General features: G+C 65.1%; 15 protein-coding genes. 8 read left to right on the forward strand and 7 right to left on the reverse strand.

Annotated features, from left to right (window positions below):
- Positions 1 to 44: 44 nt before the first annotated feature.
- Entirely contained in the window at positions 45 to 569 is a 525-nt protein-coding gene (locus tag AC1RDS_RS02135) for an FKBP-type peptidyl-prolyl cis-trans isomerase (RefSeq protein WP_287877756.1), read from the forward strand.
- Positions 570 to 612: 43 nt separating this feature from the next.
- Here the strand turns inward: AC1RDS_RS02135 and AC1RDS_RS02140 are convergent, their stop codons facing one another.
- The 3 genes from AC1RDS_RS02140 to coaBC all read right to left on the reverse strand — a co-directional run bounded on the left by AC1RDS_RS02140 (position 613) and on the right by coaBC (position 3,135).
- Positions 613 to 1,143 carry an outer membrane lipoprotein gene (locus AC1RDS_RS02140; RefSeq protein WP_287877758.1) on the reverse strand — a complete coding sequence of 177 codons (531 nt, stop codon included), beginning with the start codon at positions 1,141 to 1,143 and terminating at the stop codon, positions 613 to 615.
- 207 nt (positions 1,144 to 1,350) lie between these two features.
- The gene (dut, locus tag AC1RDS_RS02145; RefSeq protein WP_092697053.1) at positions 1,351 to 1,797 is read right to left on the reverse strand and encodes a dUTP diphosphatase; all 447 of its coding nucleotides are present in this window, start codon (positions 1,795 to 1,797) and stop codon (positions 1,351 to 1,353) included.
- Positions 1,798 to 1,917: 120 nt separating this feature from the next.
- Positions 1,918 to 3,135, reverse strand: coding sequence for a bifunctional phosphopantothenoylcysteine decarboxylase/phosphopantothenate--cysteine ligase CoaBC (gene coaBC, locus AC1RDS_RS02150; protein WP_348683604.1), 1,218 nt, complete (start codon positions 3,133 to 3,135; stop codon positions 1,918 to 1,920).
- A gap of 91 nt (positions 3,136 to 3,226) precedes the next feature.
- On the opposite strand from coaBC, the gene pyrG reads away from it, so the two are divergent.
- The 5 genes from pyrG (at position 3,227) to AC1RDS_RS02175 (ending at position 8,097) form a co-directional block, all read left to right on the forward strand.
- Positions 3,227 to 4,885, forward strand: coding sequence for a CTP synthase (gene pyrG, locus AC1RDS_RS02155; protein WP_092697055.1), 1,659 nt, complete (start codon positions 3,227 to 3,229; stop codon positions 4,883 to 4,885).
- 11 nt (positions 4,886 to 4,896) lie between these two features.
- Positions 4,897 to 5,754 (forward strand): 3-deoxy-8-phosphooctulonate synthase, encoded by an 858-nt coding sequence (kdsA, locus tag AC1RDS_RS02160; RefSeq protein ID WP_092697056.1) that lies wholly within the window; start codon positions 4,897 to 4,899, stop codon positions 5,752 to 5,754.
- A 97-nt stretch (positions 5,755 to 5,851) separates the two neighbouring features.
- Positions 5,852 to 7,138 carry a phosphopyruvate hydratase gene (gene eno / locus AC1RDS_RS02165; RefSeq protein ID WP_092697057.1) on the forward strand — a complete coding sequence of 429 codons (1,287 nt, stop codon included), beginning with the start codon at positions 5,852 to 5,854 and terminating at the stop codon, positions 7,136 to 7,138.
- Between the two features lie 123 nt (positions 7,139 to 7,261).
- Positions 7,262 to 7,540, forward strand: coding sequence for a septum formation initiator family protein (locus AC1RDS_RS02170; protein WP_026436361.1), 279 nt, complete (start codon positions 7,262 to 7,264; stop codon positions 7,538 to 7,540).
- Between the two features lie 17 nt (positions 7,541 to 7,557).
- On the forward strand, positions 7,558 to 8,097 hold the full coding sequence (locus AC1RDS_RS02175) for a hypothetical protein (protein ID WP_348683606.1): 540 nt from the start codon (positions 7,558 to 7,560) through the stop codon (positions 8,095 to 8,097).
- Here the strand turns inward: AC1RDS_RS02175 and hslO are convergent.
- Both hslO and AC1RDS_RS02185 read right to left on the reverse strand, forming a co-directional pair.
- Positions 8,063 to 9,055: an Hsp33 family molecular chaperone HslO gene (gene hslO, locus AC1RDS_RS02180; RefSeq protein WP_092697059.1), complete on the reverse strand. Its 993-nt coding sequence runs from the start codon at positions 9,053 to 9,055 to the stop codon at positions 8,063 to 8,065. The two genes, AC1RDS_RS02175 and hslO, sit on opposite strands and share 35 nt — an antisense overlap.
- Positions 9,056 to 9,092: 37 nt before the next feature.
- A complete protein-coding gene (locus AC1RDS_RS02185; RefSeq protein ID WP_092697060.1) occupies positions 9,093 to 9,617 on the reverse strand; it encodes a gamma carbonic anhydrase family protein in 525 nt (174 codons plus the stop codon).
- Between the two features lie 84 nt (positions 9,618 to 9,701).
- Here AC1RDS_RS02185 and AC1RDS_RS02190 point away from each other — a divergent pair, with 84 nt between their 5' ends.
- Complete coding sequence (locus tag AC1RDS_RS02190) at positions 9,702 to 10,505, forward strand: ferritin-like domain-containing protein (protein ID WP_348683609.1); 804 nt, start codon at positions 9,702 to 9,704, stop codon at positions 10,503 to 10,505.
- Between the two features lie 415 nt (positions 10,506 to 10,920).
- Complete coding sequence (locus AC1RDS_RS02195; protein ID WP_348683611.1) at positions 10,921 to 12,204, forward strand: EAL and HDOD domain-containing protein; 1,284 nt, start codon at positions 10,921 to 10,923, stop codon at positions 12,202 to 12,204.
- Between the two features lie 50 nt (positions 12,205 to 12,254).
- Here the strand turns inward: AC1RDS_RS02195 and AC1RDS_RS02200 are convergent, their stop codons facing one another.
- Positions 12,255 to 13,241 (reverse strand): Bug family tripartite tricarboxylate transporter substrate binding protein, encoded by a 987-nt coding sequence (locus AC1RDS_RS02200; protein WP_492226649.1) that lies wholly within the window; start codon positions 13,239 to 13,241, stop codon positions 12,255 to 12,257.
- 69 nt (positions 13,242 to 13,310) lie between these two features.
- A complete protein-coding gene (gene xerD, locus AC1RDS_RS02205; RefSeq protein WP_092697064.1) occupies positions 13,311 to 14,210 on the reverse strand; it encodes a site-specific tyrosine recombinase XerD in 900 nt (299 codons plus the stop codon).
- Positions 14,211 to 14,278: the final 68 nt, after the last annotated feature.

Raw genomic sequence — 14,278 nt, forward strand, 5'->3', positions numbered from 1 at the left:
CCGCCCCATGACAGGGCCATTGATCAAACTGCGACAATTCTCCTATGGAAATTACCCAACAATGCGTGGTCGCACTGACGTGGACCCTGAAAGACACCCTCGGCGAAGAACTCGACGTGCTCGATGACCCTGTCGAATTCCTGGTGGGCGGCGATGACCTGCTGCAACGGATAGAGGAAGCCCTGCAAGGCCACGGCCCTGGCGCCACACTTGCGCTCCACCTCGAACCCGAGGATGCCTTTGGCGACTTCGACGATCAATTGCTGTTCCTGGAATCCCGCAACCTCTTCCCCCCCGAAATCGAAGAAGGCATGACGTTCGACGGCAGCGCGCTGCCGGAAGGCGTCAACCCTTCCGCACCCCGCAGCGGGCTCTACACCGTGACGGAAATCTATCCAGACCATGTGGTACTGGACGGAAACCACCCTCTTGCCGGCATTGCACTGCGGCTGCAACTCACGGTGCGGGGGGTGCGCGAAGCCACCGAAGACGAGATTGGCAAAGGCACTGCAGGCACGGGCTTCTTTCGGATTCAGCCCCAGGCGCCTGGCAACTCGCTGCTGCATTGAATGCCACGGCGGCCGGCTGCGGCCGCCGTGGTGTGCCTGCTATTTACAGCCGGGAAATCTGGCCGTTGTAGAGACGCACCCGGTCACCAGGGCGCAGATCGCCCGGATGGCTCACGTCATAGGAACGATAGCCCCCCTGGTCGAGCTGAATCGAGATGCGGTAGCCCTGTACCTCTGCGCCACCGGCATCGCGGTTGCGCCCTTCGATGGCATTGCCTGCCAATGCGCCACCGACCGCGCCCACCGCTGTGGCGGCAGTGCGGCCCGAGCCCCCACCCACCTGGTTGCCCAGCACCCCGCCCACCACGGCGCCCAGCACGGCACCGACACCGGTGGTCTGCCCCTGGCTGCGCGCCTGCAGCACTTCAATGTTGGCCACACGTCCATACTCGGTGCCCATGGGCTGGTTCGAATAGACCGGCGCATTGCTCTGGTAACCCCCGGAGGAATATCCGCCCGAAGGGTATTGGGTTGGGTATTGCGAGGGGTAAGGCTGCTGCGGCGCACATGCGGCCAGCGCTCCCAGCAAAAGGGCAGAGCCTGCCAGCGTGGCGAAACGTGTGATCTTGCGCATAGGGGTTCTCCTTGAAATATTCCAGTGGTGGCAGGCCGTGGTGAAGTCATTGCCCCTGGCCACCCGGTGAATCGATTGAAGCATGGACCCGAGGTTCCCCGGGACGGTGAAGTACGAACGCAAAGGTCGGCCTGGAGCTCTGCACCGCGTAGGAATGCGCCGACACACCGATGGTACAAAAACGGCCCCAGGGCCACCCGTCGCCACTCACCCCTTGCCGGTGGAGCCGTAGCCGCCCTCGCCGCGCGTGGTGGCCTCGAACTCGGTCACCACATTGAACCGCGCCTGCACCACAGGAACAATCACCAGCTGGGCCAACCGCTCCATGGGCTCCAGCGTGAAGGGCACCGTGCTGCGATTCCAGGCACTGACCATGAGCTGCCCCTGGTAATCGCTGTCGATCAGACCCACCAGATTGCCCAGAACGATGCCATGCTTGTGCCCCAGCCCCGAGCGGGGCAGGATCAGCGCAGCGTAACCGGGGTCTCGGATGAACACGGCGATGCCCGTGGGCACCAGATGCCAGGCATTGGGGGCCAGCACCAGGGGCGCATCCAGGCAGGCCCGCAGGTCCAGGCCCGCGCTGCCCGGCGTGGCATAGGCCGGCAACTGTTCGGCCATGCGCGGATCGAGAATCTTGACGTCAATCTTCACTTCTTGCTTTCTGATGCGTAGTGGTGGGAGTGCGGGAACATTCGGCGCCCGTCCGTGAGCGCTCGCCCCGCATGAGGGCCACAGTGCCGGCGGCGCGCGCCACGGCCTGCGCTTGCGGATTCACTCGGGAGGCAGGCGCCGGGCGATCTCGGCAATCAGCTGTTGGGCCAGTACACGCTTGGAGGCCCGGGGCAGCTCGCGATGCCCCTGCGCATCCACCAGCAGCAGGGCATTGTCGTCCTGCCCGAAGGTGGCGGGGCCGATATTGCCCACCAGCAGCGGCACGCCCTTGCGCTGGCGCTTGGCCGTGGCGTGCTGCAGCAGATCGTGGCTTTCGGCCGCGAACCCGACGCAATACAGGTCGCCCACCAGCGCATGCTGCGACCTGGCCACGGTCGCTAGGATGTCGGCGTTTTCAACAAAACCCAGCACCGGCATCTGGCCCGGGCCATCCTTCTTGATCTTCTGGGTGGAGGGCATGGCAGGCCGCCAGTCGGCCACTGCCGCTGTCGCGATGAAAACGGAAGCTGCCTGCGCACGCTGTTCAACCGCCGCAAGCATTTCCTGTGCCGATTGCACATCCACGCGGTGCACACCACGGGGCGTTGGCAGATGCACGGGTCCCGCGACCAAAGCGACCTCGGCGCCCGCCTCCCGGGCGGCACGCGCAATGGCAAAGCCCATCTTGCCGCTCGACAGATTGGTAATGCCGCGCACCGGATCGATCGCTTCGAAGGTCGGGCCCGCCGTGATCAGCACCTTGCGGCCCGACAGCAGCTTGGGCGCAAAAAAAGCCACCAGCTCGTCCAGCAGCTCCAGGGGTTCGAGCATGCGCCCGTCGCCCGTCTCACCGCAGGCCTGGTCGCCATGGCCCACGCCCAGCACCACGGCGCCATCCTGTGCCACCTGGGCCAGGTTGCGCTGGGTGGCCGGGTGGGCCCACATCTCGCGGTTCATGGCCGGCGCCAGCAGCAGCGGCACGCGCCCCGTGGGCCGCGCCAGGCACAGCAGGCTCAGCAATTCATCGGCCCGCCCCTGTGCCAGGCGCGCCACGAAATCGGCGCTGCACGGCGCAATCACAATGGCATCGGCCTCGCGGCTCAGGTTGATGTGGGGCATGTTGTTGGCCTCGCGCGTGTCCCACTGCGAGCCATAGACCGGCCGCCCCGACAAGGCCTGCATGGTCACCGGCGTGATGAATTGCTCCGCCGCCTCGGTCATCACCACCTGCACGGTGGCACCCTCCTTGATGAGCTGGCGGCACAAGTCAGCCGCCTTGTAGCAAGCCACGCCCCCGCTCAGACCCAGAACAATGTGTTTGCCAGCAAGCTCATTCATGGACGCGAATTTAGCAGACGGCAGAAGGCCCCGCCGTCCCCGCTTGCCGGGGGGCCATCTATAATCCCGATTTCCCACCACCAAAAAAGACATGACCAAATTTGTCTTCGTCACCGGCGGTGTGGTGTCTTCCCTCGGTAAGGGAATCGCCTCAGCCTCCCTTGCCGCGATCCTCGAATCGCGGGGACTCAAAGTCACCCTCATCAAGCTTGACCCCTACATCAACGTAGATCCGGGCACCATGTCGCCGTTCCAGCACGGCGAGGTTTTCGTGACCGACGACGGCGCGGAAACCGACCTCGATCTGGGCCACTACGAGCGTTTCATTGAAACGCGCATGAAGAAGTCCAACAACTTCACCACCGGCAAGATTTACCAGTCGGTGCTCGAAAAAGAGCGCCGTGGCGACTACCTGGGCAAGACCGTGCAGGTCATCCCGCATGTCACCAACGAAATCCAGGAATACATCAAGCGCGGTGCCGGCATTGGCACCGAGGATGCGGTGGACGTGGCCATTTGCGAAGTGGGTGGCACCGTGGGCGATATCGAATCGCTGCCGTTCCTTGAAGCCGTGCGCCAGTTGAGCCTCAAGCTGGGCCCCAACAACTCGGCTTTTGTGCACCTCACCTACCTGCCCTGGATTGCCGCGGCCGGCGAGCTCAAGACCAAGCCCACGCAGCACACCGTGCAGGAGCTGCGCAAGATCGGCATCCAGCCCGACGCCCTGCTGTGCCGTGCACAGAAGCCGGTGCCCGAAGAAGAGCGCGAGAAGATTTCGCTGTTCACCAACGTGCCCGAATGGGGTGTGATCAGCATGTGGGATGTGGACACCATCTACAAGGTGCCCCGCATGCTGCACGAGCAGGGCCTCGATGGCCTGATCTGCGACAAGCTGCGCCTGAACACCCCGCCCACCAGCCTCAAGCGCTGGGACGAGCTGGTGTATGAAACCGAACACCCCCGGGGCGAAGTCACCATCGCCATGGTAGGCAAGTACGTGGATCTGTCGGACAGCTACAAGTCCGTCAACGAGGCACTGCGCCACGCGGGCATGAAGAACCATGTGCGCGTGAAGATCGAGCACCTGGACTCCGAAACCATCGACCACGCCAACGCCGCTGAAAAACTGGCCCGGTACGACGCGATTCTGGTCCCCGGCGGCTTCGGCAGCCGCGGAGTGGAAGGCAAGATCAGCACGGCCCAGTTTGCCCGCGAGCACAAAGTGCCCTACCTGGGCATCTGCCTGGGGATGCAGGTGGCCACCATCGAATACGCGCGCCATGTGGCGGGCCTGGCCAACGCCAACAGCACCGAGTTCGATCCCACAACGCCCCACCCCGTGATCGCCCTGATCACCGAGTGGAAGGATGCGGACGGTACCATCAAAAAACGCGACGAAAACTCGGACCTGGGCGGCACCATGCGCCTGGGCGCGCAAAGCTCGGATGTGCAAAAGGGCTCACTGGCCCACAGCATCTACGGCGACGTGGTGACCGAGCGCCACCGCCACCGTTACGAAGCCAACGTGAACTACCTGGACCAGCTGCGCAAGGCGGGCCTGGTGATTTCAGCCCTGACGCAGCGCGAGCAGCTCACCGAAATCGTCGAGTTGCCCAGCGCTGTGCATCCCTGGTTCATCGGCGTGCAGTTCCACCCCGAGTTCAAGTCAACGCCCTGGAACGGCCACCCGCTGTTCAACGCCTTCATCGAGGCGGCCGTGGAACACCAGAAGCAAGCGGCGCAAGCCTGAGGGAAACTACCATGCAACTGTGCGGATTCAACGTCGGCCTCGACCAGCGCTTCTTCCTGATCGCGGGCACCTGCTCCATCGAAGGCCTGCAGATGTCGCTGGACGTTGCCGGCCAGCTCAAGGAGGCCTGCACTGCGCTGGGCATTCCCCTGATCTACAAAGGCTCGTTCGACAAGGCCAACCGCTCGTCTGGCACAAGCCAGCGCGGCGTGGGCCTGGAAGCGGGCCTGAAGATCCTGGACGAGGTGCGCCGCCAGTTGCAGCTGCCCATCTTGACCGATGTGCACGACGCATCCCAGGTGGCCGAGGTGGCCAGCGTGGTCGATGTGCTGCAAACGCCCGCCTTCCTGTGCCGCCAGACGGATTTCATCCGCGCCGTGGCGCAAAGCGGCAAGCCGGTGAACATCAAGAAGGGCCAGTTCCTCGCGCCCTGGGACATGAAGAACGTCATCGACAAGGCCCGCGCGGCTGCGGCGGAGGTGGGCCTGTCGGAAGACCGCTTCCTCGCCTGCGAGCGCGGCGTGAGCTTTGGCTACAACAACCTCGTGGCCGACATGGCCAGCCTGGCCGAAATGCGCAAGTCCGGCGCGCCCGTGGTGTTCGACGTGACCCACTCGGTGCAAAAACCCGGCGGCCTGGGCGCCGTGAGCGGCGGCGCCCGCGACATGGTGCCGGTGCTGGCCCGCGCCGGTGTGGCTGTGGGCGTGGCGGGCCTGTTCATGGAAACCCACCCCAAGCCGGCCGAGGCCTGGTCGGACGGGCCGAACGCCGTGCCGCTCAAGCACATGAGGGCCCTGCTGGAAACCCTGGTGGCGCTGGACGACGTGACCAAGAAGAGCGGGTTCCTTGAGAACCACTTCGACGCCTGATTGGCAGTATATTTTTGGTAGCTAGAAGCGATTACCCCATAAGCGCTACAGGCCAAGATGGCCTGAAAAATTTTAAACTTCCCATCCAAGGAAAACCATGAGTGCCATTGTTGACATCGTAGGCCGCGAAGTGCTGGACAGCCGCGGCAACCCCACCGTCGAATGCGACGTGCTGCTTGAGTCGGGCGTGATGGGCCGTGCCGCCGTGCCCTCGGGCGCATCCACCGGCTCGCGCGAAGCCATCGAGCTGCGCGACGGCGACAAGAGCCGCTACCTGGGCAAGGGCGTGCTCAAGGCCGTGGAACACATCAACACCGAAATCTCCGAAGCCGTGCTGGGCCTGGACGCTTCGGAGCAAGGCTTTCTGGACAAGACCCTGATCGACCTCGACGGCACCGAGAACAAGAGCCGCCTGGGCGCCAACGCCATGCTGGCCGTGTCGATGGCCGTGGCCCGCGCTGCGGCCGAAGAATCGGGCCTGCCGCTGTACCGCTACCTGGGCGGCATGGGCAGCATGCAACTGCCCGTGCCCATGATGAACGTCATCAACGGCGGTGCGCACGCCAACAACAGCCTGGACCTGCAGGAATTCATGATCATCCCCGTGGGTGCACCGAGCTTTCGCGAGGCCGTGCGCTGGGGCGCCGAGGTGTTCCACGCGCTGAAAAAGATCATCCACGACAAGGGCATGAGCACCGCCGTGGGCGACGAAGGCGGCTTTGCGCCATCGGTGGAAAACCACGAAGCGGCCATCCAGCTCATTCTGCAGGCCATCGAAGCCGCCGGCTACACGGCAGGCGAGCAGATTGCCCTGGGCCTCGATTGCGCGGCCAGCGAGTTCTACAAGGACGGCATGTATGTGCTCGAAGGTGAAGGCGGCCTGAAGCTCACCGCCCAGCAATGGACCGACATGCTGGCATCATGGTGCGACAAGTACCCCATCATCAGCGTCGAAGACGGCATGCACGAAGGCGACTGGGACGGCTGGAAGATCCTGACCGAACGCCTGGGCAAGAACGTGCAGTTGGTGGGCGACGACCTGTTCGTCACCAACACCAGGATCCTGAACGAAGGCATCGACAAGGGCATCGGCAATTCGATCCTCATCAAGATCAACCAGATCGGCACCCTGACCGAAACCTTCGCCGCCATCGAGATGGCCAAGCGCGCCGGCTACACCGCCGTGATCTCGCACCGCTCGGGTGAAACCGAAGACAGCACCATCGCCGACATCGCCGTAGGCACCAATGCCGGCCAGATCAAGACCGGCTCGCTGTCGCGTTCGGACCGTATCGCCAAATACAACCAGCTGCTGCGCATCGAAGAAGACCTGGGTGAAATCGCCCACTACCCTGGCCGCGCTGCGTTCTACAACCTGCGCTGAAGCATGCCAAGCGCCTGGCTCCGCTGCGCTCGCCCCACGGCCCCCGTACGCCCTGTGGCGGTGGGGCAGTGGCTGGGTGCAACGGATGGCACACACCTCCTTTCCAGGCGTACCATTTAAGCCATGGTGTCCCGTCTGGTTCCCGTTGTCCTGCTGGCCCTGCTGGCAGCCCTGCACGCCCAGCTCTGGCTGGGGCGGGGCAGCATTCCGCGCGTGCAGGAGATGCAGCGCCAGCTGGCCACGCAGACAGCCGCCAACGACCAGGCCCGCCAGGCCAACGAACGCCTGAACTCCGAGGTGCACGACCTCAAGGAGGGGCTGGACATGGTGGAAGAAAAGGCACGCAGCGAGCTGGGCATGGTCAAGCCCAACGAGGTCTACGTGCAATACACACCCCGCTGAACCGCCAGGCCGTCATCTTGCCTGCGCCGCAGACCATTGCCCTGCTGGGGGCCCCCGGCACCGGCACGGCCGAACTGGCCGAGGCCCTGAACCTCCGTCTCGCCGATGCCGCGCTCACGGCCCAGGCCATTGCACTGGCAGATGCCCCGCATCTGCCCGACGCGATGCGCCACACCCTGCACGGCGCCGCCATCACCTTGCTGATGGGCCTGGACGCGCCCTGCCCCGCACCCGAGCAAGCGCGGCGCGAGGCTTTCGACGCACGCCTGCGCGCCCTGCTGACAGATGCGGCCGTGCGCTACCAGGTGGTGTACGGCCAGGGGGCCCAACGCATCGACAATGCATTGCACGCTATTGAAGCCGTAGCAACAAAAGCACGATCAAAAAGCGCAAGAAACCAGCTTGACGACAAGCCCATGCGCCTGCGCGCCTGGGATTGCGAGAAATGCAGCGACCCCGACTGCGAGCACCGCCTGTTCAGCAACCTTGCCGGCCGGGGCACTGCCAAGCGCATCGCAGGGCTTACTGGATTCCGGGAGACACCGGAGGCTGGCTGACGGCCGGCGAGACAAAGATCTGCGCCGCATCCACCGCGTCGAAGCGGTACTGCTGCCCACAGAATTCGCAGCCCACCTCGACATCGTCGCGCTCGGCCAGAATGCTCTCGATCTCGTCCCGGCCCAGGTTGCGCAGCATGTTGCCCACGCGTTCGCGGCTGCAACTGCAGGCAAAGCGGGGCCCGGTTTCACCCTGCTGCGGCTCGAAACGCAGCAGCTTTTCTTCCCAGAAGAGGCGGCGCAGGATGGTGTCCACATCCAGGGTCAGCAGTTCCTCCCGGGTCAGGCTCGATGCCAGGTGGGCAATGCGGTTGTAGTCCTCGTTGCGGCCGATCTGGTCTTCATTCTCGCGGTGCGTCAGGCCTGCCGCCAGGTTGCCCTCACCCTTGAGGGGCATGCGCTGGATCAGCAGGCCGGCCGCCACGGTGTCGTTGGCCGCCAGCACCAGCACGGTATCGAGTTGCTCGGACTGCAGCATGTAGTGCTGCAGCACATCCGACAGGCGCTCAAGCTTTTCATGCTGATCGCCATGCAATGGCACCACGCCCTGGTAGGGTTGCTGGCCCGGGTGGCGGTCCTTGGGGTCGAGCGTGATGGCGCAGCGCCCGCCGCCCGCCACATTGAGCATCTGGCTCAGGCGCGCACCGTCGGCCACGGGGCCGTTGACCGTGGCGGTGGCACGCAGGCTCAGGTCGGACTGCACCTCGGCCACGGCCAGCTTGACCGGGCCGTCGCCAAACACCTGCAGCACCAGTGCACCGTTGAACTTGATGTTCGACTGCATCAGCACGCCGGCAGCGGCCATTTCGCCCAGCAGCTCGCGCACAGGCGCGGGATAGGGGCCGGTGGCGGTGTTGCTGGCGCGGCGCTGCAGGATGTCGGTCCAGGCCTCGGTCAGGCGCACCAGCATGCCGCGCACGGGCATGCCATCGAAAAGAAACTTGTGGAGTTCAGACACGCAGGGGATTCCCGGAGAAATAAATCGGCAGCGGCATTCAGCCGATTCTGTGCAGGCCGTTTTGAAAGCGGCGTGCGTTGTCCATGTAGTGCCGGGCACTCTGGCGCAAGCCCTCGATCTGCTCGGGGCTGAGTTCGCGCACGGCTCGGGCAGGGCTGCCGATGATCATGGAACCATCCGGAAACTCCTTGCCCTCGGTCACCAGCGCGCCCGCGCCCACCAGGCAGTTCTTGCCGATCCTGGCGCCGTTGAGCACGATGGCGCCGATGCCGATCAGTGTTTCGTCGCCAATGGTGCAGCCGTGCAGCATGACCTGGTGGCCCACGGTCACGCGCTCACCCACCACCAGCGGCTTGCCGAAGTCGGCATGCAGCACGCTCGCGTCCTGGATGTTGGAACCCGCACCGATGGTGATGGCCTCCGTATCGCCGCGCACCACGGTGCCAAACCATACGCTGGCGTCCTCGCCCAGCGTGACGTTGCCGATCACCTGCGCACTGTCGGCCACCCAGGCCGAATCCGCCACACGGGGAGCCGCGCCATCCAGTTCGTAAATCGCCATGCACCATACTCCGTAAAAATGGATCTGCCTGTGGGTGACAGAGCATGTGCTCTGGCCCGCAGTGCAGGGCCTAGAATTGTAAGGATGGAGCTTCGCCAACGTGCACTGCAGGTCTTGTGCCTCTCAGACCCAGAACAAAAAACGGCCGCAGCAATTGATCTTCATGCGCAAGCAGCTACGTTTTCAATAGCAAAACAAACCCCCACTGTCCCGGTGGATGCCTGCGCCCTGCCCGGCCATCCCGAGCGCCCGGCATTGCTGCGTCACACCGAGGTCGCTCGCCGCTCCCCGGCCACGGCCGAAGGCCGCGCCGTTCTCATCCACGCCATCGCGCACATCGAGTTCAACGCCATCAACCTGGCCCTCGATGCGGTCTGGCGTTTTGACGGCATGCCGCAGGCCTATTACCTCGACTGGTTGCGCGTGGCGGCCGAAGAGGCCAGGCACTTTCGGCTGCTGCGCGACCACCTGCGCCGACAGGGCCATGACTACGGCGATTTCCCGGCCCACCAGGGCCTGTGGACCATGTGCGAGAAGACCCAGCACGACATCGTGGCCCGCATGGCCCTGGTGCCGCGCACCATGGAAGCGCGCGGGCTCGATGCCACGCCGCAAATACAGCGCAAGCTGCGCCAGGTGGGCACGCCCGATGCCCTGGCAGCCGCAGGCATCCTCGACACCATCCTGCACGATGAGGTGGGCCACGTCGCCATTGGCAACCACTGGTACCGCTGGCTGTGCGCGCGCCAGGGGCTGGACCCCGAAACCCTGTACGGCGAGCTGGTGCGCCAGTACGAGGCGCCGCGGCTCAAGCCACCGTTCAACGAGGCCGCGCGCCGCAGCGCGGGCTTTACCGAAGCCGAATTGCTGTGGTTGCAGCAGGGCTGATCGAACCACCCCGATCACCGGTTTTTCCACCATCGCCAGAGGCCGCATCTGCCCTCCTGCGCGGTCACCGAAGCGCTGGTGGGCAAGAAGCCCATCTTTGTCAATGGCACCCACGAAAGCCTGACGGGGGCCACCTCGAATGGGTGGACCCCGACAAGGTCATGCTCGAAATATCCCCTGTACCACACCGCTGGCGCCGAGGTGGCAATTCGTTCCTGGGATACTGGTTCGCCCGCCCCGCGCTCACCGAGGCCCAACCGCTCCCGGCCTCGCAGGCCGGCATCACCCGTGCATCAACCTGGCCCATCTGCAGGCACTCGCCTGGGCGGACCAGCGCACGGATTGATCTCCCGGGCAACGGCCCCGGTCTAGAATGCCCCGGAACCTCTCCCGCAACCCCTGACCAGCGACACCCATGTCGAGCACCCACGAACAAGACATCCCGGCAGCCGCAGTCACCGCATCCGATGGCACAGAGAACGAAAATCTGGCCATCATCGCGCGCCAGGCCATCGTGGATGCCAACCGTGCGGTCTATGGCTACGAGCTGTTCGACCGCACCACGGCATCGAACTCCCACACCGCCGCCAGCGATGCCGCACTGCTGTTCAACGCCCTGTCGCATGCCGGCACCGAAGCCCTGGTCGGCAAGAAAACGGTGTTCATCAACTGCACGCACGAAAGCCTGGCAGGCGGTCATCTGGAGCTCATCCACCCCGACAAGGTGGTGCTGGAGGTTCCCCCGCTTGCCGATAGCGCCACGGCCGAGGACATCGAAGCCCGGGTTGCCACGCTGGACGCCCTGCGCACCCGCGGTTTCCGGCTGGCCTTCGACCAGAACGTGCTCAAGCCCAGCTACGTCTCGTGGTTGCCGCTGGCAGGCTTCATCAAGCTGGACATGCAGGCCTTCCAACCCGAACTGGCGGGCCCGCTGGTCAAATTTGCCAGTATCCACAGCCAGGCCACGCTGGTGGCGGAGAAAGTGGAAACCTCCGAGCAGTATCAGCTGATGGCGGACCTGGGGGTCCAGCTGTTCCAGGGCTACTGGTTCGCCAAGCCCTCGCTGGTCAAGGCCACCACCATCCGCCCCTCCCGGGCGACCATCATCCAGTTGATCAACCTGGTGCACAAACAGGCCAGCACCGCTGAAATTGAAGACCTGCTCAAGAAAGACCCCACGCTATCTTTCAACCTGCTGCGCTTCATCAACTCCTCGGGTTTTGGCCTGTCGTGCGAGGTCACCTCGTTCCGCCATGCGGTCATGATCCTGGGGCTCAAAAAACTGTTCCGCTGGGCCGCCTTGCTCATGACCACCTCGCGCGCGGGTGGCGCGCCGCCAGCCATAGGCACCACGGCGGTAGTGCGGGGCCGGCTCATGGAACTGCTGGCGGCCGAACTGCTGACCCCCGAAGAATGCGACAACGCCTTTGTCGTGGGCGTTTTCTCGCTGCTCGATGTGATGCTGGGCGTGCCGCTCGAAAAAGCCCTCGCCTCGGTGGCATTGCCAGAGCCCGTGACGGATGCGCTGCTGCATGGCACGGGCGTGTTTGCGCCGTTTCTTGAACTCACGCAGGCCTGCGAAAGCGGCGACGAAGTGGCATTCGCCAAGGCAGCAGAGGCCCTGCACCTGTCCAACCGCCAAGTCAACTGGGCCCACCTGCAGGCCCTGACCTGGGCCGAGAGCCTGGGCGAAGAGTAATCCGGCGGCAGCGCCGCCCGGACGGAACCGCAGCGGCTTGAGCCCCGGGCTCAGTTGCCCTGGATACCTGCACTGCGGATGATGCGGGCGTTGTTCTCGGATTCCAGCGCGATCTGGCGGGCAAACTCGGCCGCCGTTCCACCCGTCGGCACGTTGTCGGTGGCATCGAGCTTGTTGCGGATGTCGGGCTGCGCCAGCGCCTTGTTCAGCTCGGCATTGAGCCGGGCCAGCACGGCGGCAGGGGTTTGCGCCGGCGCATAGATGCCGAACAGCGACGACATGTTCGCGGCCGGCAGCCCCAGCTCCGCCAGCGTGGGCACATCGGGCAGGCTGTCGAGCCGTGCGGGCGCGCCCACCGCCAGGGCCTTGAGCTTGCCCGACTTCACATGCTGCAGCACGGCCGGGCCGGCATTGGTGGAAAGCACCTCGAACTGCCCGCCGAGCGCATCGTTCATCTGCTGGCCACCCCCTTTGTAAGGCACGTGGGTGATCTGCACCTGGGCGCTGGCCATGATCTGCTCCAGCATGATGTGGCCCAGCGAGGCCGGGCCCGAGGTGGTCCAGCGAATCTCGCCAGGTTTGGCGCGCGCGGTGGCCAGCAGATCGCGGAAGTCGCGCGCCTTGCTGGCGGGCGTGCCCAGCAGCAGCACCGGCGAATACATCACGCGGACCACGGGGGCGATGTCCTTTTTCGGATCAAAGGGCGACTTGCCCAGGTGCGGGTTGAGCGCCAGCGGACTGATGGAGGCAAAGCCCAGGGTGTAGCCGTCAGGGGCGGCCTTGGCCACCGCATCCACGCCAATGCTGCCGCTGGCGCCGGCCTTGTTTTCAATCACCACCGGGGTGCCCAGCTGCACTGCCAGCTTGTCTGCCAGTGCGCGCGCCACCGTGTCGCTCACCCCTCCCGCGGGGTAGGCCACCACGATGCGGATGGGTTTGGCAGGCCAGGCTGCCGCTTGCGACTGGGCGTGGCCCAGGGGCGCCAGGGCGCTCAGGCACAGAGAGGCCAGCAGGCGGCGACGGCTTTGGAATGGCATTGCGGGGCTTTCAAAAATCGGGAAAAGAGCGATTTTCGCGCAGATCACGGGGCTGCGCCCGCGCACTTTTCACCCCCGTGGATGGTGGCGTTCGTGCAGCGCCTTCAGGCGCTCGCGCGCCACATGGGTGTAGATGGTGGTGGTGGAGATATCGACATGGCCGAGCAGCAGCTGCACCACCCGCAGGTCTGCGCCATGGTTGAGCAGATGGGTGGCAAAGGCATGGCGCAGCGTATGCGGCGACAGCGGCACCGTGATGCCCGCCACCGCGGCCCATTTCTTGACGATCATCCAGAAACTCACGCGCGTCATGCCGGCGCCGCGCTGGGTGACAAACAGGTCCTCGGTCTGCTGGCCGCCCAGGATCACGCCACGCGATTCCTGCAGGTAGCGCTCGATCCATAGCCGGGCCTCCTCGCCAAACGGCACCAGACGTTCCTTGCTGCCCTTGCCCATCACCCGCAGCACGCCTTCATTCAGGCCGAGTTGAAAGGTCTTGAGCGTGACCAGCTCGGTCACGCGCAGGCCGCTGGCGTACATCAGCTCCAGCATGGTGCGGTCGCGCAGGCCCAGCGGGGTGCCCACGTCGGGGGCGTTCAGCAGGGCCTCGACCTGCGCCTGCGACAGGGTTTTGGGCACGCGCAGCGGCTGGCGCGCCGCCTCCAGCCGCACCGTGGGATCGGCGCGGATGCGCCGCTCGCGCAGCGCCCAGTGGAAATAACGCCGCAGCACCGTCAGGCGCCGGTTGGCCGACGTGGCCCGCGTCTGGGCATGGCGCTCGGCAAAATAGGCCTGCAGGTGGTGCTCGGCCGTGCCATCCAGCGCCAGCGCGGGCTGCTGCTGCGCCAGCCAGGTGGCATACAGCGTGAGGTCACGTCGGTAGGCCGCCAGCGTATTGCGCGCCAGGCCATCCTCCAGCCACAGGGCATCCACAAAGGTATCGATGGCGGTCAGGCTGGCGGCAAGCATGTAAGAACCTGTTCAAAAAACCATAGCACGTAAAAAAGCCGCCCGGGGGTGCGGGCGGCTACAGGGGG

This window comes from Acidovorax sp. GW823-FHT02H02 (genome assembly GCF_058797075.1).